General features: G+C 68.8%; 24 protein-coding genes. 6 read left to right on the top strand and 18 right to left on the bottom strand.

The annotated features are described in order from the left end of the window. Positions 1 to 29: 29 nt before the first annotated feature. From tolB to FHR20_RS19100, 8 genes are read right to left on the bottom strand one after another with little or no spacing between them, the layout of a single operon-like run. The gene (gene tolB / locus FHR20_RS19135) at positions 30 to 1,403 is read right to left on the bottom strand and encodes a Tol-Pal system beta propeller repeat protein TolB (RefSeq protein WP_167301226.1); all 1,374 of its coding nucleotides are present in this window, start codon (positions 1,401 to 1,403) and stop codon (positions 30 to 32) included. Positions 1,404 to 1,405: 2 nt separating this feature from the next. Continuing rightward, on the bottom strand, positions 1,406 to 2,197 hold the full coding sequence (locus FHR20_RS19130) for a TonB C-terminal domain-containing protein (protein ID WP_167301225.1): 792 nt from the start codon (positions 2,195 to 2,197) through the stop codon (positions 1,406 to 1,408). Next, a complete protein-coding gene (gene tolR, locus FHR20_RS19125) occupies positions 2,197 to 2,640 on the bottom strand; it encodes a protein TolR (protein ID WP_167301224.1) in 444 nt (147 codons plus the stop codon). Before tolR ends, FHR20_RS19130 begins: the two co-directional genes overlap by 1 nt. 4 nt (positions 2,641 to 2,644) lie before the next feature. After that, positions 2,645 to 3,334, bottom strand: a complete 690-nt coding sequence (gene tolQ, locus FHR20_RS19120) for a protein TolQ (RefSeq protein WP_167301223.1) — start codon at positions 3,332 to 3,334, stop codon at positions 2,645 to 2,647. A gap of 7 nt (positions 3,335 to 3,341) precedes the next feature. Next, positions 3,342 to 3,788: a YbgC/FadM family acyl-CoA thioesterase gene (locus FHR20_RS19115; RefSeq protein ID WP_167301222.1), complete on the bottom strand. Its 447-nt coding sequence runs from the start codon at positions 3,786 to 3,788 to the stop codon at positions 3,342 to 3,344. A 45-nt stretch (positions 3,789 to 3,833) separates the two neighbouring features. Then, positions 3,834 to 4,856, bottom strand: a complete 1,023-nt coding sequence (gene ruvB / locus FHR20_RS19110; protein ID WP_167301221.1) for a Holliday junction branch migration DNA helicase RuvB — start codon at positions 4,854 to 4,856, stop codon at positions 3,834 to 3,836. Beyond that, complete coding sequence (locus FHR20_RS19105) at positions 4,853 to 5,257, bottom strand: hypothetical protein (protein WP_167301220.1); 405 nt, start codon at positions 5,255 to 5,257, stop codon at positions 4,853 to 4,855. Before FHR20_RS19105 ends, ruvB begins: the two co-directional genes overlap by 4 nt. Beyond that, positions 5,254 to 5,808 (bottom strand): DUF4337 domain-containing protein, encoded by a 555-nt coding sequence (locus tag FHR20_RS19100; RefSeq protein ID WP_167301219.1) that lies wholly within the window; start codon positions 5,806 to 5,808, stop codon positions 5,254 to 5,256. The genes FHR20_RS19105 and FHR20_RS19100 overlap by 4 nt, the downstream gene beginning before the upstream one ends. Positions 5,809 to 5,854: 46 nt before the next feature. Here FHR20_RS19100 and FHR20_RS19095 point away from each other — a divergent pair, with 46 nt between their 5' ends. Continuing rightward, positions 5,855 to 6,784, top strand: coding sequence for a 2-hydroxyacid dehydrogenase (locus FHR20_RS19095; protein WP_167301218.1), 930 nt, complete (start codon positions 5,855 to 5,857; stop codon positions 6,782 to 6,784). On the opposite strand, the gene FHR20_RS19090 is transcribed toward FHR20_RS19095, so the two are convergent. From FHR20_RS19090 to FHR20_RS19065, 6 genes are all read right to left on the bottom strand, one after another. Next, the gene (locus tag FHR20_RS19090) at positions 6,756 to 7,154 is read right to left on the bottom strand and encodes a GFA family protein (protein ID WP_167301217.1); all 399 of its coding nucleotides are present in this window, start codon (positions 7,152 to 7,154) and stop codon (positions 6,756 to 6,758) included. The two genes, FHR20_RS19095 and FHR20_RS19090, sit on opposite strands and share 29 nt — an antisense overlap. After that, entirely contained in the window at positions 7,151 to 7,750 is a 600-nt protein-coding gene (gene ruvA, locus FHR20_RS19085) for a Holliday junction branch migration protein RuvA (RefSeq protein WP_167301216.1), read from the bottom strand. The genes FHR20_RS19090 and ruvA overlap by 4 nt, the downstream gene beginning before the upstream one ends. Positions 7,751 to 7,992: 242 nt before the next feature. Further along, entirely contained in the window at positions 7,993 to 8,481 is a 489-nt protein-coding gene (gene ruvC / locus FHR20_RS19080) for a crossover junction endodeoxyribonuclease RuvC (protein ID WP_167301215.1), read from the bottom strand. 247 nt (positions 8,482 to 8,728) lie between these two features. Further along, positions 8,729 to 9,472, bottom strand: a complete 744-nt coding sequence (locus FHR20_RS19075) for a YebC/PmpR family DNA-binding transcriptional regulator (protein ID WP_167301214.1) — start codon at positions 9,470 to 9,472, stop codon at positions 8,729 to 8,731. 125 nt (positions 9,473 to 9,597) lie between these two features. Beyond that, the gene (locus tag FHR20_RS19070; protein ID WP_167301213.1) at positions 9,598 to 9,834 is read right to left on the bottom strand and encodes a DUF2312 domain-containing protein; all 237 of its coding nucleotides are present in this window, start codon (positions 9,832 to 9,834) and stop codon (positions 9,598 to 9,600) included. Positions 9,835 to 9,898: 64 nt separating this feature from the next. Beyond that, positions 9,899 to 11,569 carry a serine hydrolase domain-containing protein gene (locus FHR20_RS19065; RefSeq protein ID WP_167301212.1) on the bottom strand — a complete coding sequence of 557 codons (1,671 nt, stop codon included), beginning with the start codon at positions 11,567 to 11,569 and terminating at the stop codon, positions 9,899 to 9,901. Between the two features lie 164 nt (positions 11,570 to 11,733). On the opposite strand from FHR20_RS19065, the gene FHR20_RS19060 reads away from it, so the two are divergent. Then, the gene (locus tag FHR20_RS19060; RefSeq protein ID WP_208413766.1) at positions 11,734 to 12,543 is read left to right on the top strand and encodes an SGNH/GDSL hydrolase family protein; all 810 of its coding nucleotides are present in this window, start codon (positions 11,734 to 11,736) and stop codon (positions 12,541 to 12,543) included. On the opposite strand, the gene FHR20_RS19055 is transcribed toward FHR20_RS19060, so the two are convergent. After that, the gene (locus FHR20_RS19055) at positions 12,506 to 12,868 is read right to left on the bottom strand and encodes a DUF1244 domain-containing protein (protein WP_167301210.1); all 363 of its coding nucleotides are present in this window, start codon (positions 12,866 to 12,868) and stop codon (positions 12,506 to 12,508) included. The genes FHR20_RS19060 and FHR20_RS19055 overlap by 38 nt on opposite strands. A 75-nt stretch (positions 12,869 to 12,943) precedes the next feature. On the opposite strand from FHR20_RS19055, the gene pyk reads away from it, so the two are divergent. Further along, entirely contained in the window at positions 12,944 to 14,422 is a 1,479-nt protein-coding gene (pyk, locus tag FHR20_RS19050) for a pyruvate kinase (protein WP_167301209.1), read from the top strand. A 36-nt stretch (positions 14,423 to 14,458) separates the two neighbouring features. Here the strand turns inward: pyk and FHR20_RS19045 are convergent, their stop codons facing one another. Continuing rightward, a complete protein-coding gene (locus FHR20_RS19045) occupies positions 14,459 to 15,070 on the bottom strand; it encodes an HAD family hydrolase (protein ID WP_167301208.1) in 612 nt (203 codons plus the stop codon). Between the two features lie 5 nt (positions 15,071 to 15,075). After that, positions 15,076 to 15,201: a type B 50S ribosomal protein L36 gene (ykgO, locus tag FHR20_RS19040; RefSeq protein WP_086130464.1), complete on the bottom strand. Its 126-nt coding sequence runs from the start codon at positions 15,199 to 15,201 to the stop codon at positions 15,076 to 15,078. 172 nt (positions 15,202 to 15,373) lie between these two features. Between ykgO and FHR20_RS19035 the strand changes: the two genes are divergently transcribed. From FHR20_RS19035 to FHR20_RS19025, 3 genes are read left to right on the top strand one after another with little or no spacing between them, the layout of a single operon-like run. Further along, entirely contained in the window at positions 15,374 to 15,973 is a 600-nt protein-coding gene (locus FHR20_RS19035; protein ID WP_167301207.1) for a DUF4136 domain-containing protein, read from the top strand. Further along, on the top strand, positions 15,970 to 17,088 hold the full coding sequence (locus FHR20_RS19030; protein ID WP_167301206.1) for a M14 family metallopeptidase: 1,119 nt from the start codon (positions 15,970 to 15,972) through the stop codon (positions 17,086 to 17,088). Before FHR20_RS19035 ends, FHR20_RS19030 begins: the two co-directional genes overlap by 4 nt. Before the next feature lie 32 nt (positions 17,089 to 17,120). Then, positions 17,121 to 17,576 carry a GNAT family N-acetyltransferase gene (locus FHR20_RS19025; protein ID WP_167301205.1) on the top strand — a complete coding sequence of 152 codons (456 nt, stop codon included), beginning with the start codon at positions 17,121 to 17,123 and terminating at the stop codon, positions 17,574 to 17,576. A 4-nt stretch (positions 17,577 to 17,580) separates the two neighbouring features. Here the strand turns inward: FHR20_RS19025 and FHR20_RS19020 are convergent. Then, positions 17,581 to 18,105 (bottom strand): sigma factor-like helix-turn-helix DNA-binding protein (locus tag FHR20_RS19020; RefSeq protein ID WP_279589466.1); only part of this gene is annotated, 525 nt, incomplete at its 5' end.

The raw sequence follows: 18,105 nt of genomic DNA, 5'->3' as shown, positions 1-18,105 counted from the left end.
CAGGGCCTTAGCACGAATGCCGTTACGTTTCAGGGACGAATCGGTCCCCAACTGGGATCCGACCCGTCGAGCGGCGTGGGAATCCGCCGCGCGTTGGTGCCGGTGAGGTCCACCGACCACAGGTCCGGCCGGCCCGAGCCCTGGGCCGAGCGGAAGAACATCAGCACGCGGCCATTGGGCGACCAGCTCGGCGCCTCGTCGCCCCAGCTGTTGGTAAGCAGCTTCTCGCCGCCGCCGCCCGGATTCATCACGCCGATCCGGAACGCACCGCCGCCGGTGCGGGTGAAGGCGATCAGATCGCCGCGCGGGCTCCACACCGGCGTGGCATAGCGCCCGCCGCCGAAGCTGATCCGGTGCTGGTTCGAGCCGTCCGCGTTCATCACATAGAGCTGCTGCGTGCCGCTGCGATCGCTCTCGAACACGATCTTCGAGCCGTCGGGCGAATAGCTGCCGCCGGTATCGATGCCCGGCGAGTTGGTGAGCCGCTGCGGCTCGCCGCCGGCCGATGCGATGCGGTAGATATCGGTATTGCCGGCCTGCGCCATCGAGAACAGCACATGGCGCCCGTCAGGCGAGAAGCGCGGCGCGAAGCTGAGGCTGACGTTGGAGACGAGCAGCCGGTTCTCGCGCGTCCCCATGTCGTAGACATAGATGGCCGGCTTGCGCTGCGTGTAGCTCATATAGACGATCGCGTTCTGCTTCGGGCTCATGCGCGGCGTGAGCACGATCGACTGGCCGTTGGTCAGGAAGCGGTGATTGGCCCCGTCCTGGTCCATGATCGCCAGCTGCTTGCGGCGCTTGTTCTTCGGGCCGGTCTCCGCGACGTACACCACCTGGCTGTCGAAATACGGCCCTTCGCCGGTGAGCTTCGAATAGACCGCGTCGGCGCATTTGTGCGCGGCGCGGCGCCAGTCGGCCGGCGAGACGACGAAGCCCTGGCGGACCAGCTCGCTCTGCAGCAGCACGTCGTAGAGATAGCAGCCCACGGTGAGCGAGCCGTTGCCGTTGGCGCGGACATAGCCCTGGATGATCGCCTGGTTGCCGTTCCAGCTGCCGTAATTGGGCGCGGTGACTTCGCTATAGGCGATGCCGCGGCTGGCCGAGGGCCCGCGCGTCTTGAACAGGCCGGTGTTGCGCAGATCGTCCTCGACCACCTGGGCGAGCTTCGCCCCGAGCTGGTCGGTGGGGCCGGCGGGCGTGGACACGTTCTCGGAAGTGGGCATCGCCGGAATCGCGATGACCAGGTCCTTGGCGGCAGTGTTGGTCACGTCGACGCTGAGCGGCTGGTCCTGCGCCTGGGGCGGCTGCTGCTGCGGAGCGGGCGCCGGCACGTCCTGCGCCTGCGCGACGGTGGCGGCGGTGCTCGCCAGCAGGGCCGCGATCGTCAGATGGGCAAATTTCATCTTCACAGGTCCTCGTACAAAACCGGGGCTATGACTTTCCACGCATCATAGAATTGCGCGGGCAGCTTGAAGGGAGCGGCAAGCTTCACCGCGCGGATCGCCCGATCCTTGGCGAGATCGGCCTGGGCGCGGTTGCTGTCGGTGATGCCCGTCTGCGTCACTTGCGGCTCGCTGGCGAGCGAGCCGTCCTGGTTGAGCCTGACGGTCACCTTGGTGCGCAGCTTGTCCGAATCGGCGCCGCTGGGCGGGGCCCAGTGCGGGCGGATCTGGCGGATGATCGCGGCGCTCAACGCAGCCTTGACCTCGGGCCCGGCAGTTGCGGCCGGCGGCGTGATGGATGCGCTCTTGCTCGGCTTGTCGTTGATGCCGTTGAGCAGGCCATCGAGCCGGCCGGTCGGCGCGACGGGGCGCTGGGCCGGGCGCGACGGCGCCTGGGCCGGGGCGGCCCTGGGTGGCGCCTTCGGCGCGGGCTTCACGGCATCGGGCGCGGGCACCGGCTTGGGCGGCGTCGGTTGCGGCTTGGCGATCGGCTGCGGATTGGGCGCCGGCTCGGGCGGGGCGCTATCCGGCTCGATCGGCGCTTCCACCGGCGCGAGCCTGGCGGCCGGCGCCTCGCTGGTCGGGTTGGGCGAAGTGCTTTCCAGCGCGACCTGATCGACCAGCGCCACCTCGATCGGCGTCGGCTTCAGCTTCAGGGGATTGGGCGTGGCGAGGAAGCCGACCGACAACAGGCCGAAGAGCACGACATGCCCCAGCACCGCAACCGTCAGTCCCGCACCCTCGGCCCGGTTCATCACGGCTTGGCGCTCGCGTCGGTGATCAGCGAGACGCGGTTGAGCCCGGCATGGTTGAGCTCGCCCATCACCTTCATGACCTTGCCATAGCCCAGGCCCTGGTCGGCGCGCAGGAACACCGCCGCCGGCTTGCCGTCCGGCCCCGGCGCACGGCCGGCGATCTCCTCGAGCTTGCCGGGCAGCGCGGCGTCCGACGTCAGTTCGTTGTCGACGAAGATCTGGCCCTTGTCGTCGATCGCGATCTGGACGGGCTTCTGATCCTGGTCGAGCGCCTTGGCGCGGCTCTCGGGCAGGTTCACCGGCACGCCGGCGGTGAGCAGGGGCGCCGTCACCATGAAGATGATCAGCAGCACCAGCATCACGTCGACCAGCGGCGTGACGTTGATCTCCGCCATGGGCTGGCGGCGGCCGCGGCCCTTGTTCGAGGGGAGGTGCATCGCCATCGGCTCAGGCCTCCATCTCCAGGCGGCGGCTCAGCGTCGCGTGGAAGCCGTCGGCGAAGCGGTTGAGCCGCGCCTCGACCCGGTTCACGCCGTGCGAGTAGCGGTTGTACGCGATCACCGCCGGAATGGCGGCGAACAGGCCGATCGCCGTGGCGAACAGCGCCTCGGCGATGCCCGGCGCGACGACGGCGAGCGACGAGCTCTGCTCCTTGGCGATGCCGGTGAAGCTGCGCATGATGCCCCAGACCGTGCCGAACAGGCCGACGAACGGCGCGACCGAACCGACCGTGGCGAGGAAGTTGAGGCGATCGGCGAGCTTGTCGATCTCCTGCGCGATCGTGGCGCCCATCGCGGTGGCCAGGCGCTCGCGCGTGCCCTCGCGGTCGATCGCCTTGCCGCTGGTCGAGCGGCGCCATTCGGTGACGCCGGCGGCGAAGACGCGGGCGATCGGCTGGTCGCGGCCGGCGGCGCGGCGATGGAACTCGTCGATGTCGTCGGCTTCGCGATATTCCGCCTCGAACCGGTCGATCGCCTTCTTCACTGCGCTCACCTTGAAGCCGAACGACAGGATGATCGCCCAGGTCCAGAGCGACGCGAGCAGCAGGCCGATCATCACGGCGCGCACCACCCAGTCCGCCTGCAGGAACAGGCCGATCGGCGACATGGTGGCGGCGTCGGTGCTGATGAATTCCATGATCGGTTCAGTTCCCCTTGAAGAGCAGCGGTGTGAAACGCTCCATCCACGCCGCCGGCTGGCGGCGCGGACGGCCGGACGGGGCGACGAACACCGCCTCGATCTCCGCTTCGGCCACTATGGTAACGTCGCGCATGACTCGTTGATGAATGTCCACTGCGGCGGGGCGCAGCCGGACCAGCCGGCTGACCACCACCAGTTCGTCGCCCAGGCGCGCCGGCGCCCGGTAGCGAATGTTCGCCTCGCGCAGCGCATAGGCGCCCTCGCCCGCTTCGTGCGCCGCGCGCTGATCGATCCCGGCAAGCGCCAGCATATCCGAGCGGGCCCGCTCCATGAACCTGAGATAGTTGGCGTGATAGACCACGCCGCTCAGGTCGGTGTCCTCGAAATAGACACGCAGGACGAAATGATGCTCGAGGCCCGCGAAGCGGCCAGGGGCGAAGGATACGTCCATGGCCGGCCACCTAACCCAGCGATTCCGCCGGGGGAACCCCTCACCTCAGTCGAACAGCCCTTCCTGCGCGGTGGACGGCGGCGTGAGGCCCAGATGCTTCCACCCCGCCGCGTTGAGACAGCGCCCCCGCGCCGTGCGCGCGATCATCCCGATCTGGATCAGATAGGGCTCGATCACTTCCTCGATCGTGTCGCGCGGCTCGCTGAGCCCGGCCGCCAGCGTCTCCACGCCCACCGGGCCGCCCTTGTAGATGTCGGCGATCATGGTGAGGTAGCGCCGGTCCATCGCGTCGAGCCCGAGCGCATCGACTTCGAGCCGGGTGAGCGACTGGTCCGCCACCCGGGCATGCACGGTCTCCTCGCCCAGCACATTGGCGAAGTCGCGCACCCGGCGGAGCAGCCGCCCGGCGATGCGCGGCGTGCCGCGCGAGCGCCGCGCGATCTCGTGCGCGCCATCGGGCGCGACATGCAGGTCGAGCAGCCGGGCGGCGCGGGCGACCACGCGCTCCAGCTCGTCGACCGCGTAGAAATTCAGGCGCACCGGGATGCCGAACCGATCCCGGAGCGGCTGGGTGAGCAGCCCCTGGCGGGTGGTCGCACCGACCAGGGTGAAGCGCGGCAGATCGATCCGCACGCTGCGCGCCGACGGCCCCTCGCCGATCATGAGATCCAGCGCGCGATCCTCCATCGCCGGATAGAGGACTTCCTCGACCGCGGGATTGAGCCGGTGGATCTCGTCGATGAAGAGGACGTCGCCATCTTCGAGATTGGTGAGCAGGGCCGCGAGATCGCCCGACTTGGCGATCACCGGGCCCGACGTGGCACGGAAGCCGACGCCCATCTCGCGCGCGATTATCTGGGCGAGCGTGGTCTTGCCCAGCCCCGGCGGGCCGAAGAACAGGACATGGTCCAGCGCCTCGCCGCGCGAGCGGGCGGCATCGATGAACACGCGCAGATTCTCGCGCGCCGCCCGCTGGCCGACGAACTCGTCGAGGCTCTTGGGGCGCAGCGCGGCGTCGACATCGTCGATGCGGCGGGCGGAGGAGAGGAGGCGATCGGAATCCGTCATGCTGCCGTCCAAAGCTCGCAATATCCCTCGCCGGTCAACACCTCGATTGCGTGGAAGCGCCGCCGGAGATAGCGAAGGGCATCTTCGGGGAAAGCTGCGCGCGCCTGCGCCAGATTCGCATCCTCCGGCAAGCCGGGAAGATAGACGGCCACGCTGCGCTCGCCCAGATAATGCCGCGCACGCACCGGCGCGGCGGGATCGCCGAAGAAATAATCGAGGAAGTTATAGTCCTGCACGAGCTCGCCGTGATCGAACATCATGTCGCGCCCATGCGCGATGCGGAAGGGCGCGCCCAGGTCGCCCGCCTCGAACGTCACGAACGCCGACGGCGGCTCGCCCGGCGCGGTCCAGCTGCGATCGCCCTGCCAGCCGGGGACGAAAGGATGATCGACCCTGTTCACCCCAATACCCCGCTCAGCAGCGCCGGATGGAAGCTCCAGCCCAGAAACCCGCACAGCCCCATGAACAGCCCGAAGGCGCCAAAGGCCCAGGCGGCCCAGAGCAGCCAGCCGCTTTCCACCAGCGCGGCGACGGCGGCGATCGAGATGGCGGTGGCGACCGACGCGTCGCTCGCATCGAACTGGTCGTCATGCACGTTCAGCGCATCGTAGAGATCGCTCCGCGCCTTCGCCTCGGCGGCCAGACCCGGCGCCTCCGCCTTGTATTTCGCGATGTCGCGGTCGAGCCCGGCAAGCACCGGCGCGGCGCGCCCGGGATCGGCCAGCAGGGCGATCTGGAGGCGGCTCGCCTCGGCGACGTGCAGCTTGGTCTTGGCCGCCTGATACTGGTTCCACTTGTCGACCGAATCGGACTGGGCCTGCTGCATCGCCTGGACGATGTTGCCGTCCTTGATCCCGCACACCCCCATGAACACCGAAAGCATCACCACCGTGATCGCCACATTCCGGTTGAGCGACTTGTCCTTGGCCTCGGCACTGACTTCGATTTCCATGGGTCCCGACCTATTCCTCTCGCGGCGACGCGGCTAGAGCAGGGACATGGCCGGCCCGGACCTGCTGCTCGCAACGCCCATTCCCGCGCCGCTGCGCGCGGCGCTCGCCGAACGCTTCACGCTGCACGAAGGCGATCCTCCCCCCGGTATCCGCGCCGTGGTGGGCGGCGGCGCAATGAAGATCGATGCCGCCCTGCTCGCCCGCCTGCCCGCGCTGGAGATCGTCGCGATCCACGGCGTCGGCCATGACCGGCTCGATCTGGACGCTCTCGATGCCCGCGGCATCTGCGTCACCACCACGGCGGGCGCCTTGACCGAGGACGTCGCCGACCAGGCGATCGCGCTGATGCTGGCGGTGCAGCGGCGCGTGGCGGCGAACGACGCGCTGGTGCGCGGCGGGGGCTGGGCCGCGCCGCTCGGCCGCCGGGCCAGCGGGCGCCGCATCGGCATTTTCGGGTTGGGCCGGATCGGCCATGCGATTGCGCTGCGTGCCGCGCCCTTTGCCGGCGCGCTGCTCTATTGCGCCCGCGCCGAAAAGCCGGTGCCATGGCACTTCGTGCCCGACATCGCCGCGCTGGCCGAAGCGAGCGAGGTACTGATCCTCGCCGCACCGGGCGGACCGGAAACCGATCGCATCGTCGATGCCGGGGTGCTCGACCGGCTGGGCCCCGACGGCGTGCTGATCAACATCGCCCGCGGCAGCCTGGTCGACCAGGACGCGCTGATCGCGGCGCTGGCGGAGCAGCGCATCGCCGGCGCGGGGCTCGACGTGTTCGCGCAGGAACCGAATGTGCCCGAGGCGTTGCGCACGCGCGATACCGTCGTGCTCGCCCCGCACCAGGGCAGCGCGACCGGGGAAGGCCGCGCCGAGATGCGCGACCTGGTGCTCGCCAATCTCGATGCGCATTTCGCGGGGCGCCCCCTGCCCACGCCCCTGATCCGACCGGTCAGCCATGACGCTCGACCGGGCCGGTGATCTCCAGCCAGGTGCATTGCCGCTCCTCCCACACCGACACGGTCGGCGCCGGGAAGCCGGGGTCCGCAAAATGGCCGACGGGGATCGCGATCGTGTCGGGAATGCCGCCGCCGCTATACCAGACATTGCCGCCGCAGATCGGGCAGAAGTGAAAGCTGGCCGGCAACCCGCCACTCTCCGACGCTGCGATCCATTCGGTCGACCGGCCGGTGATCGTCACCTGCCCCACCGGAAAGCGCGCCTGCACCGCGAAGGCCGATCCGCTGCGCTGCTTGCAGTTCAGGCAATGGCAGACCGAGATGCGCACCGGCTCGCCCACGCATTCGGCGCGGAGCTGGCCGCAGCGGCAGGCAGCGGTTCGGCTCGTCATTTCGCCGCCTTGCGCAGCGCCAGCCGCACCAGCGCATCCAGCGTCGCACCGGCACCCAGTTCGTCGGCGGCGGCATTGACCGCGGCGCTCGCCTCGGCCGGCTTGAACCCCAGGTTGAGCATCGCCGAGATCGCATCCTGCGCAGCGCCACCCGCCGCCGCCACGCCCGGGGCGCCGCCGCTGCCGAGCGCCACGCCGCCGGCCTTGTCCTTGAGTTCGTTGACGATGCGCTGGGCAAGCTTGGGCCCCACCCCATTCGCCCGCGCGATCATCGCCGAATCGGCACGCGCCACGGCAGTCTGCACTTCCTCGGGCGACAGGATCGAGAGGATCGCGAGCGCTACCTTGGCACCGACACCCTGCACGCTGGTGAGCAGGCGGAACCAGTCGCGCTCGCTCGCGGTGGCGAAACCCATCAGCCGGATCGAATCCTCGCTCACCAGCATCTCGGTGTGGAGCGTGACCAATCCGCCGGTGGCGCCGAGTGCGGTGATCGTCCTGCCCGACGCGCCGGCGAGATAGCCGACGCCGTTCACGTCGATCACGACATGGTCGAGCCCCGTCGCCTCCAGCCGGCCCTTCAGGTGCGCGATCATGCCCGGTCCTCCGCGCGGAAGCATATGGCGTCGAGGCCCCCTCCCCATTCCCCGCGCCGCGCACGGCATCGGGCGAATGGCAGCCAGGCGGGGCAGGAGCGGAGGCGCGCACGCATGCGCGGTACATAAGCAGAACAAGCAGGCCTAGGAAAGCGAAATCACCCGCCCCGCTGGCACGTTGCCGCGCGGTTCCCCAATTCGAGCGGGGAAACGGGGGAAGAAATGATCGTCGCGCTGGCCGCCTAGCGCAACCCGAAGCGGGCGCTTGCCAGATGGTGGGCGTGGCAGATGGCGACCGCCAGCGCATCGGCGGCGTCGGGCCCGGCGATCTTCACGCCAGGCAGCAGCACCTGCACCATCGCGTGCACCTGCGCCTTCTCGGCATTGCCCATGCCGACCACCGACTTCTTGACCGTGCTCGGCTTGTACTCGCCGACATCGATGCCGGTCCGCGCCGCCGCGCACAGCACCACACCGCGGGCCTGGCCGAGCTTGAGCGTCGACTGGGCGTTGGAATTGACGAATACCTCTTCCACCGCCGCCGCCTCGGGGCCGTGATCGGCGATCAGCGCGGCCAGCATGGCGTCGAGATGCGCGAGGCGGCGCGGGAGCGGCGCCTGGGTATCGGTCTTCAGCCGCCCGTTGGCGAGGTGCGACAGGCGATTGCCCTCCGCACGGATCAGCCCCCAGCCGGTGGTGCCGAGGCCGGGATCGAGGCCGAGGATGATCATTTCCGGCGCGCGCAACGGCGCGCCGGCGCGACGATGGGGAAGGAAGGAGATCGGTTCGCGCAGAGGCGCGGAGGCGCGGAGGGACTCCCCGGCCGCGACGGCGGCAATCTGCCAGCCCGTGCCATTCGCTGCCTGCGCGGGAGCGTTCCCGCGCCGCGCGCAACGACCGAAATCCTCGCGCCTTCGTGCCCTTGCGCGAACGACATGCTTCGCTCGTCGCCTCGTCGCGTCGTTGCGCGATCCCGAATCAGCCCAGCTTCTCCATCACGTCGTCCGAGACTTCGTAATTCCCCCACACCGTCTGGACGTCGTCGTCGTCGTCGAGCGCATCGATCAGCTTGAACAGCTTGGCCGCGTCCTCCTCGCCGACATCGACCATGGTCTGGGGCCGCCAGGCGAGCTTGGCGCCCTCGGCCTCGCCCAGCACCGGCTCCAGCGCCTTGGCGACTTCGTGAAGCGCGTCCTGCGCGGTCCAGATCTCATGGCCGTCCTCGGAACTGGCCACGTCCTCCGCCCCCGCCTCGAGCGCGGCCTCGAACACCTTCTCGGCGTCGCCGGCCTTGGCCGGATAGTTGATCAGGCCCATCCGGTCGAAACCATGGCTTACCGAGCCGGCGGTGCCGAGATTGCCGCCATTCTTGGAGACCGCGGTGCGCACGTTGGTGGCGGTGCGGTTGCGATTGTCGGTCAGCGCCTCGATGATCAGCGAGACGCCGCCCGGACCGAAGCCCTCGTAGCGGATCTCTTCGTAATTCTCGCCGTCGCCCTTGCTCGCCTTGTCGATCGAGCGCTGGATATTGTCCTTGGGCATCGACTGCGCCTTGGCCGCGGCGATCGCGGCGCGCAGGCGCGGGTTCATGTCGGGATCGGGCAAGCCCATCTTGGCGGCGACAGTGATTTCGCGGCTGAGCTTGGAGAACATGCTCGAGCGCTTCTTATCCTGCGCGCCCTTGCGGTGCATGATGTTCTTGAACTTGGAATGGCCTGCCATTGCGCTCTCGTATGAAACTGATCGCGCGGCTTTAGGCCAGGCGCGGGGCCATGGGCAATGCTTGCCCGAACATCGTCACCCGGCGGCCCCGGATCCGAGCCGGGACGCCGGGGACGACGTCAGCCCTAGATACCGAGCGCCTGCTTGTAGGTTTCGAGCAGCATCTCCGCCTCGTCGCGGTGATGCTTTTCCATCTTCCGCAGGCGGACGATCGAGCGCATCGTCTTCACGTCGAAGCCGGTCGCCTTGGCTTCGGCATAGACGTCCTTGATGTCGTCGGCGATGCCCTTCTTCTCTTCCTCGAGCCGCTCGATCCGCTCGATGAGAAGGCGCAGTTGCTCGGCGGAAATCGAATCGGACAAGGTGGAAGCTCCTGGAAGAATCTGGTTCGGAAAGGGGCGCGATTATCGGAGCGGGCGGCTCCGCTCAACCCCCAACCGCGCCGAGCCGAGGCAGGCCCGTCACGCGCAGAAAGCGCAGGTCGACGATGCGGCCATTGGTGCTGCGCAGCTCCGTCACCCTGCCCCGCGCATCGCGGCGGAAGCGGACCGTGCCGGTGACCGTGTCGGTATCGAAGGAATCGCGCTCGCGATATTTTTCGGGCGGCTGGCTGATCCGGCTCTCCCAGCCCGGCCCCAGGATCCAGAGCGCGCCGTTGCGCCGCGCGACCGTCACCAGAACGGCGAGCTCGGGGCTGTAATAGGTGCCGAGATAGTCGGTCATGCGCGCGGGCGTGAGTGCCGTCGCCGGCTGCCGGACATAGCGCGTCGCCACCAGGAGGCCGCCGGGGCCGTCGATCGTCAGCGTCCGCGCCGGCACCTCGCCCGAAAAGCGGATGGCGACCGGCGCGCCCTTCATGCCGAAGGCGCCCGCGCCGTGAGGGATCATCGGGTCGAAGCCCTGCATCCAGAGCCTACCTTCGCGCGCCTCGATCAGGAAGCCGGTGCCGAGCCGGTCGCGATAATTGCCGGCGAGGCGCAGCAGTTCGGCAGGGGCCAGCGCGACTTCGGGGCGCGGGGCGGGATCGGCGGGAGCCTCGCCCAGATAGAGATCGGCGATCCCGCGTGCGAGCGGCGCCGGATCCTCCCCCTCGACATTGCAGATCAGCGCGACCGACAGGCGCCGCTCCGGCAGCATCAGGAAATGGCCGACGAATCCGGGATCGATGCCGCTGTGCCCGACGATCGGCGCGCCGCGATGGCGCCCGATATGGAGCCCGCCGCCATAGCCGGTGACGGGATCGGCCTTCAGCATCTCCGCGATCACCGCCTTCGTCCCCACGACCGGCTCGGCGAAGTTGCGCGCCCAGCGGGCGAGGTCGGCCGCGGTGGAGCGGATACCGGTCGAGCCATAGGTGGCATAGGGGAGGAAGCGGCGCTCCGGCGCGCCTTCCTTCCCGCCGGGCGCATAGGGCATCGCCTGGCCGGCGCGCATGCGGTGATAGTCGTCGACGATATAGCTATGGTCCATGCCGAGCGGCCGGAACACGCGCTCCGCGAGGAAGTCGGCAAAGGACTTGCCGGAAACGCGCTCGACCACCAGCGCGAGCAGCGTGTAGTTCGAGTTGGAATAGCCGAAGGCGGTGCCGGGCGCGAAGTTGAGCTCGCGCTGGCCGAAGATCACCCGCAATGCGTCCTGCTGGGCAATGCTGTCCTCGCCGCGCCGGCCCTGCAGCCAGAACAGGCTCAGCTGGTCGCGCAGCCCGCTGCTGTGGTGCATGAGCTGGGCGAGCGTGATCGGCCGCGCGAAGCGGTGCAGCTCGGGGACATATTTGCGCACGTCGTCGGCGAGCGCGAGCCTGCCCTCCGCCTGGAGGAGCAGCACCGCGAAGGCAGTGAACTGCTTGGAGAGCGAGGCGATGTGGAAGGCCGTGTCGGGCGTGTTGGCGATGCCCGCCTCGACATTGGCGGCGCCATAGCCGCGGGCATGGAGCAGCTGTCCGGCGCGTGCGACCGACACGGCGCATCCCGGCGCGTCCGGCCTGCTCCACGGAGCGAGCAGCTTGTCGACCTCGCCCGCGGGGTCGGCGGCGCGCGCCGATACGATGCCGGGGACCAGGAGGAGCGAGCAGGCAAGGAGCCGGGCGAGACGTCGCATGCCCATCGACTACAAGTGTAATCACAATCTCGCAATCGATCCGCCCCGGCTCCGTCGCAACGCGGTCCGCTTCCGTCGATTACCCGCGAATTGCCCCTGGCGGCCGGTGCGGTTATCTGCCGGCCATGCCCCTTTCCCGCCGAATCGCGCTTTTCGCTGCCGCCATGCTCGCTCTCCTGCCGGCCACCGCGCCCGCGCAGAACCGGCCGCCGGCCCCGGTTCCGGCAAAGCCCGCCGCGCCGGTCCAGCTTCCGCCCGCCATGCGGGTGCCGGCCCATCTCCGCCCCGCGCCGATCCCGGCGGACAAGGCGCCCTTCGCCGCCGAGATCGCCGCGTTCGAGGCGCGCGACGCCATCACCAGGCCGGCAAAGGGCGGGGTGCTGTTCCTCGGCAGCTCGAGCATCCGGATGTGGCCCGACCTCGCGCGCGAGTTCCCCGGCCACAATGTGATCAATCGCGGCTTCGGCGGCTCCACGATTCCCGACAGCGTCCGCTATGCCGATCGGATCGTGACGCCCCACGCACCGAAGACGATCGTCTTCTATGCCGGCGACAACGACCTGGAGGCCGGGCACACGCCCGAGGAAGTTCTCTCCGATTTCCAGGCACTGGTGACCAAGGTGCATTTCAGGCTGCCTGGCACCCGCATCCTGTTCATCGCGATCAAGCCCAGCCCGTCGCGCTGGCGGCTGATCGACGGAATCCGCGAGGCCAACGCGCTGGTGCGCGACTATGTCGCGACCGACCGGCGGCTCGGCTATGTCGACATCTTCCCCGCGATGCTGGGACCGGACGGCAAGCCGCGCCCCGAACTCTATCGCGAGGACGGCCTGCACATGACTCGCGCCGGCTACGACATCTGGCGCGCGGCGGTAGCGAAGGCGATGAAGTGGAAGCTCTCTCCGGCCCCGGCCGCGAATCCGGCCCGGCCGGCGGTCAGCGCCCCGGCTCGGTCATCGCGGGCGGATCGCTAGCCGGGAAGCTCTCGTCGAGCGCTTCGTCCAGCGCTTCGTTCCGCTTCACGCTCGCTTCCATCCGCGCGATCTGCTCGGGCGTGGCTTCGCCCTGGTGGCGCGCCTTCCATTCCGGGAACGGCATGCCGTAGACGATATGGCGCGCCTCGTCCCTGGCGATCGACGGATCGGCCTCGACGATCCAGTCGGCCAGGCAGTTGCGGCAAAAGCCCGCCAGGCCCATCAGATCGATGTTCTGCACGTCGGTGCGATGGCGGAGATGGCGGACCAGGCTGCGGAACGCCTTGGCGGCGGTAGCGTCATCCAGCTGGTCGAGTTCGTCCATTATCACACCTCCACGGTTGATCCTCCGGGATATGAGGCTAGAGGCACCGAGGCACAAGCCGAGGATATGACAACGATGACAAAGGCAATCAGCCCCCGCACGCGCAAGGTTCGCATCCTCGCCACGCTCGGCCCCGCCAGCGCGACGCCCGAGATGATCGCCAAGCTGTTCGAAGCCGGCGCCGACGCGTTCCGGATCAACATGAGCCATGGCGACCAGGCATCGAAGGTGCCGCTGTTCGAGGCGATTCGCGGGCTCGAGCAGAAATATGGCCGCCCGACCACGATCCTGGCCGACCTTCAGGGCCCGAAGCTGCGCGTTGGCAAGTTCGCCGACGGCAAGGTACAGCTGGTCACCGGCCACGAGTTCATCCTCGATCGCGACAAGACGCCCGGCGACGCCACCCGCGTCGAGCTGCCGCACCGCGAGATCTTCGAGGCGGCGCACGAGAATGCCCGCCTGCTGCTCGACGACGGCAAGCTGGTGCTGCGCGTCGTCTCGGTCGCGCCCGACCGGCTGACCACGATCGTCGAGGTGGGCGGTCCGCTGTCGAACAACAAGGGCCTGAACGTGCCCGACATGGTGCTGCCGCTCGCCGCGCTCACCGAGAAGGACCGCAGCGACCTCGCCTTCGCCGTCGAGCAGGGCGCCGACTGGATCGCGCTCAGCTTCGTCCAGCGCCCCGAGGACCTGATGGAGGCCCGCCGCCTGATCGGCGGCAAGGCGGCACTGCTCGCCAAGATCGAGAAGCCTTCGGCCATCGCGCGGCTCGACGAGATCGTGGAGCAGTGCGACGGCGTGATGGTCGCGCGCGGCGACCTGGGCGTCGAGCTGCCGCCGCAGACCGTGCCGCCGCTCCAGAAGCGCATCGTCGAGACCGCGCGCCGCCTGGGCCGCCCGGTGATCGTCGCCACCCAGATGCTCGAATCGATGATCGAGAGCCCGTCGCCGACGCGCGCCGAAGTCTCGGACGTCGCCACGGCAGTCTATGACGGTGCCGATGCGATCATGCTCTCGGCCGAGAGCGCCGCCGGCAAATGGCCGGTCGAATCGGTTTCGATGATGAACTCGATCGCCGACGCCGTGGAGCGCGACCCCGCGCATGGCGACCGCGTCCACTTCACCGTGACGCGCCCCGACCCCACTACCGCCGACGCGCTGGCCGAGGCCGCGAAGAACATCGCGCGCACCGTCTCCGCCTCCGGCATCACCTGCTTCACCAGCTCGGGCTCGACCGCGCGGCGAATCGCGCGCGAGCGCCCCTCGGTGCCGATCCTGGTGCTCACCCCCAAGATCGAGACGGCGCGCCGGCTCGGCCTGCTCTGGGGCACGCACGCGGTCCACACCCGCGACGTCGATTCGTTCGAGGAGATGGTCGCCAAGTCGAAGCGGATGGCGCTGCGCCACCACATCGCCGCGGCGGGCGACCGCGTCGTGCTGTGCGCCGGCGTACCCTTCCGGACGCCCGGCTCGACCAACGTGCTGCACGTGGTGACGCTGGTCGGCGACGAGTTGAAGAACCATCCGGGCCGCGAAGGGCCGGACGCGATCTGATCCGGACCGATTCCCCTCCCGTCGCGGGAGGGGAGTCTAGAGCAGCCCCAGGCCTTCGAGATCCGCCCGCAGCTTCGCCGCCCCGGTGAAGTGCAAGGCGTGGATTCCGGCGTCCGCCGCCGCGACGACATTGGGCAGGCTGTCGTCGATGAACACCGCGTCCGGCCCCTCCAGGCCGAATCGGCGCAGCGCGAGCGCGTAGATCGCGGGATCGGGCTTCACCAGCTTCTCGTCGCCCGAGACGACGATGTCGCGGAAACGATCGAACAGCGCGGCTTCGCGCGCACGGAACGGCGGCCAGAACTCGCCGGAGAAATTGGTGATCGCGAAGAGCGGCACGCCGGCGGCATCGAGCGCCTCGACGAGCGCGGTCATGCCGGGAATCGCCGGCCCCAGCGTTTCGTTGAAGCGCGGCGCCCAGGCGGCGATCAGCGCCGCATGCTCGGGAAAGCGGGCACGCAACTCCGCCGAGGTTTCCGCGAACGGACGCCCCGCATCGTGCTGGAAATGCCATTCCCTGGTGACGACGTTCGCCAGAAACGCTTCGAGCGCCCGATCGTCCTCGATCAGGCGCTCGTAGAGGAACCGAGGTTCCCAGTCGAACAGCACCTTCCCGACATCGAAGATGACGGCATGGGGCTGGACCACGCGAATCAGCCCTGGCGGGCCTTGAAACGCTTCTGGGTCTTGTTGATGACGTAGATGCGCCCACGACGGCGGATCACGCGGTTGTCGCGATGCCGATCCTTGAGCGACTTCAATGAATTCACGATCTTCATGACCGATTCGCTTCTCAAACTATAGGAATGCCGGAAAGAGGGGCTCGCCTAGTGGCCGACGCCCGCCAAGTCAAGGCAGGAGTCGCCCCGCAACGCTGCGGAACCGACTCGACCTGATCCGTGTTGGAGGGCAAAACCGAGACGTTCCGTCCGCGAAACAGGAGTTCCTCGCGTGAAGAAGCCGCTCAGCATCGCCCTGCTCGCCGCGCTGGGGGCCTGCGCCCCCAGCTATCGCCCCCAGCCGATCGACGTCACCCGCTATCATCTGGGCGCGCCGATCGAGCGCACCACCGTCGCGGTCGAGCCGATGGCCAACACCGATTCGTTCGGCCCCGAATATCAGACCTATGCCGATGCGGTGCGCGCCGAGCTGGAGCGGCTGGGCTATGTCCAGTCGGTGAGCAGCACGCCTTCGGGCTATATCGCGGCGGTCGGCTTCCGCCGCACGAGCAAGGGGGCATTCAAGGAACCGCCGCCGGTCAGCATCGGCCTGGGCGCCGGCAGCTTCAGCGGCGGGCGCCGCGGCGGCGTGGGCGTCGGCGGCGATGTCGGCTTCGGCATCGGCGGCAAGACGCGCGAGCTGTATCAGACCGAGCTGTGGGTGCAGCTGCGCCGCCGCAGCGACAACACCACCGTTTGGGAAGGCCGGGCGCAGAGCGGCAGCGTGAGCGGCACCGATCCGGACCAGCCCGGCGCCGCGGCCGCGCGCATGGCCAAGGCACTCTTCAAGGACTTCCCCGGCGAGTCCGGCATCACTATCACGGTGAAATGACCATCCAGATCAATTCCGGCTTCGATTCCGGCAACATCCGCCTCGTGGGGATCGAGGGCGACCGCGTCGACCTCGAGATCGTCACCGATCACCTCTCGGACTTCTACCAGTGGTTTTACTTCCGCGTGGCCGGAGCGAAGGGACGCACCCTCACCTTCCGCCTGCTGAACGCGGGCGGAGCCGCCTATGCGTTCGGCTGGCCGGGCTACAAGGCCCGCTGGTCGACCGACCGCGAAGCGTGGCGCACGGCCGAATCGAGCTATGCCGACGGCGTGCTGAGCTTCACCAAGACGATCGACACCGACCTGGTCTGGTTCGCCTATTTCGCGCCCTATTCGATGGAGCGGCACCACGACCTGGTCAGCCGCATCGCGCTGATGCCGGGCGTGTCGCACCGCGAGCTGGGCAAGACGCTCGACGGCCAGCCGATGGACCTGCTGACGCTCGGCACGGGGCCGAAGACGGTGTGGCTCTATGCGCGCCAGCATCCGGGCGAGACCATGGCCGAATGGTGGATGGAAGGCGCCCTCGAATTCCTGACCGACCCGACCAACGCGACGGCGCGGGACCTGCGCGAGAAGGCCGTGTTCCACATCGTGCCCAACATGAATCCGGACGGTTCGCGCCGCGGGCATCTGCGCACCAACGCCGCCGGCATCAACCTCAACCGCGAATGGCATGCTCCGACGATGGAGAAGAGCCCCGAGGTGTTCCTGGTCCGCGCGGCGATGGACGAGACCGGCGTCGACTTCGCGATCGACGTGCATGGCGACGAGGCGATCCCCGCCAATTTCCTCGCCGGCTTCGAAGGCATCGCCTCCTGGACCGATGCGCATGGCGAGAAATTCTACGAATATGCCCGCCGCCTCGCCCGGACGACGCCCGATTTCCAGCTCGACCTGGGCTATGAGAAATCGGCGCCGGGCCAGGCCAATCTCTCGATGTCGACCAACCAGCTCGCCGAGCGTTTCGGCGCGGTCTCGATGACGCTGGAAATGCCGTTCAAGGATCATGAGGCCAACGCCGATCCGGAATTCGCCTGGTCGCCCGCGCGCTGCAAGACGCTGGCGCATTCCTGCCTTGAGACTTTGGCAGGATTTATCGACGAGATCTGACCGGGAACGAAAACGACAAAGAGGGGTCGAACATGGAAATCCGCGAGGGCGGGCTCGACGATGCGCGGGTCCGCGGGCTGCTGGAGCAGCATTTCGCCGGGATGCTGACCAATTCGCCGAAGGACAGCACCCATTTCCTCGACTTCTCCGGCCTCGCCGCGCCCGACGTGACCTTCTGGACCGTGTGGGACGGCGAGGACCTGCTGGGCTGCGGCGCGCTGCGCGAGCTCGATCCGGAGCATGGCGAGATCAAGTCGATGCGCACCGCGTCGGAGCATCTGCGCCGCGGCACCGGCGCCAAGCTGGTCGGGCATATCCTGAGCACCGCCCGCTCGCGGGGCTATCGGCGCGTGAGCCTGGAGACGGGATCGGGCGATTCCTTCGATGCCGCCCATGCGCTCTACCGCCAGTTCGGCTTCACCGAATGCGGGCCGTTCGGCGACTATCGCGAGGATCCGTTCAGCCGCTTCCTGTCGCGGGTGGTCTGAAGGATCAGTGCAGCACCAGCCGGGCGACCGGCAGGGCCGGCGTGACATAGGCCGTCCGCTCCGCCTCGATCGCCTCGACATGGGCAAGGCGGTTGTGGAGCGCGCCCGGATCGGGGAGCAGCGGCACTTTCGCAGCGCCGCCGCGGCGCGGGCGGGCCGGCGGCATCGCGCGGCGTGCGTCTTCGGCCATCGGGGTGAAGCGCGGCGCTTCGGCAGCGATCTCGGTCAGCAGCCTGGTCGCCTGCCTGCCGATCTGGCGGATGCGTTCCTTGGTCACGCCGGTTGCGAGCGAGACCTCGTCGAGCGTGGCGCCGTCGAAGACGCGGCGCGCGACGATCTCGCGGTCGCGGCGCAGCTTGGCTTCGAGCTTCTCCAGTTCGGCGGAGTCGACGGTCTTGAAACGCGGGCCCTCGCCGCGCACCACGGCCTTGCCCCGCGGCCGGCGGCGCAGTGCCTCGATGCCGACCTTGCGGAGCTGGTCGACATAGGCGTCGATGAGCTGGGAGACGGCGCCCTCGGCGAGATAGTC

The sequence above is a fragment of the Sphingomonas leidyi genome (assembly GCF_011761945.1).
Lineage (GTDB): Bacteria > Pseudomonadota > Alphaproteobacteria > Sphingomonadales > Sphingomonadaceae > Sphingomonas > Sphingomonas leidyi.
The sequence above is the reverse complement of the archived record's forward strand: the minus strand, read 5'-3'. Positions and strand labels throughout refer to the sequence as shown.

Excerpts from the sequence above, each read along its gene's own strand:
- tolB (WP_167301226.1), bottom strand. The coding sequence starts at position 1,403 with ATGAAATTTGCCCATCTGACGATCGCGGCCCTGCTGGCGAGCACCGCC.
- FHR20_RS19130 (WP_167301225.1), bottom strand. The coding sequence starts at position 2,197 with ATGAACCGGGCCGAGGGTGCGGGACTGACGGTTGCGGTGCTGGGGCAT.
- tolR (WP_167301224.1), bottom strand. The coding sequence starts at position 2,640 with ATGGCGATGCACCTCCCCTCGAACAAGGGCCGCGGCCGCCGCCAGCCC.
- tolQ (WP_167301223.1), bottom strand. The coding sequence starts at position 3,334 with ATGGAATTCATCAGCACCGACGCCGCCACCATGTCGCCGATCGGCCTG.
- FHR20_RS19115 (WP_167301222.1), bottom strand. The coding sequence starts at position 3,788 with ATGGACGTATCCTTCGCCCCTGGCCGCTTCGCGGGCCTCGAGCATCAT.
- ruvB (WP_167301221.1), bottom strand. The coding sequence starts at position 4,856 with ATGACGGATTCCGATCGCCTCCTCTCCTCCGCCCGCCGCATCGACGAT.
- FHR20_RS19100 (WP_167301219.1), bottom strand. The coding sequence starts at position 5,808 with ATGGAAATCGAAGTCAGTGCCGAGGCCAAGGACAAGTCGCTCAACCGG.
- FHR20_RS19095 (WP_167301218.1), top strand. The coding sequence starts at position 5,855 with ATGGCCGGCCCGGACCTGCTGCTCGCAACGCCCATTCCCGCGCCGCTG.
- FHR20_RS19090 (WP_167301217.1), bottom strand. The coding sequence starts at position 7,154 with ATGACGAGCCGAACCGCTGCCTGCCGCTGCGGCCAGCTCCGCGCCGAA.
- ruvA (WP_167301216.1), bottom strand. The coding sequence starts at position 7,750 with ATGATCGCGCACCTGAAGGGCCGGCTGGAGGCGACGGGGCTCGACCAT.
- ruvC (WP_167301215.1), bottom strand. The coding sequence starts at position 8,481 with ATGATCATCCTCGGCCTCGATCCCGGCCTCGGCACCACCGGCTGGGGG.
- FHR20_RS19075 (WP_167301214.1), bottom strand. The coding sequence starts at position 9,472 with ATGGCAGGCCATTCCAAGTTCAAGAACATCATGCACCGCAAGGGCGCG.
- FHR20_RS19065 (WP_167301212.1), bottom strand. The coding sequence starts at position 11,569 with ATGCGACGTCTCGCCCGGCTCCTTGCCTGCTCGCTCCTCCTGGTCCCC.
- FHR20_RS19060 (WP_208413766.1), top strand. The coding sequence starts at position 11,734 with ATGCTCGCTCTCCTGCCGGCCACCGCGCCCGCGCAGAACCGGCCGCCG.
- FHR20_RS19055 (WP_167301210.1), bottom strand. The coding sequence starts at position 12,868 with ATGGACGAACTCGACCAGCTGGATGACGCTACCGCCGCCAAGGCGTTC.
- pyk (WP_167301209.1), top strand. The coding sequence starts at position 12,944 with ATGACAAAGGCAATCAGCCCCCGCACGCGCAAGGTTCGCATCCTCGCC.
- ykgO (WP_086130464.1), bottom strand. The coding sequence starts at position 15,201 with ATGAAGATCGTGAATTCATTGAAGTCGCTCAAGGATCGGCATCGCGAC.
- FHR20_RS19030 (WP_167301206.1), top strand. The coding sequence starts at position 15,970 with ATGACCATCCAGATCAATTCCGGCTTCGATTCCGGCAACATCCGCCTC.
- FHR20_RS19025 (WP_167301205.1), top strand. The coding sequence starts at position 17,121 with ATGGAAATCCGCGAGGGCGGGCTCGACGATGCGCGGGTCCGCGGGCTG.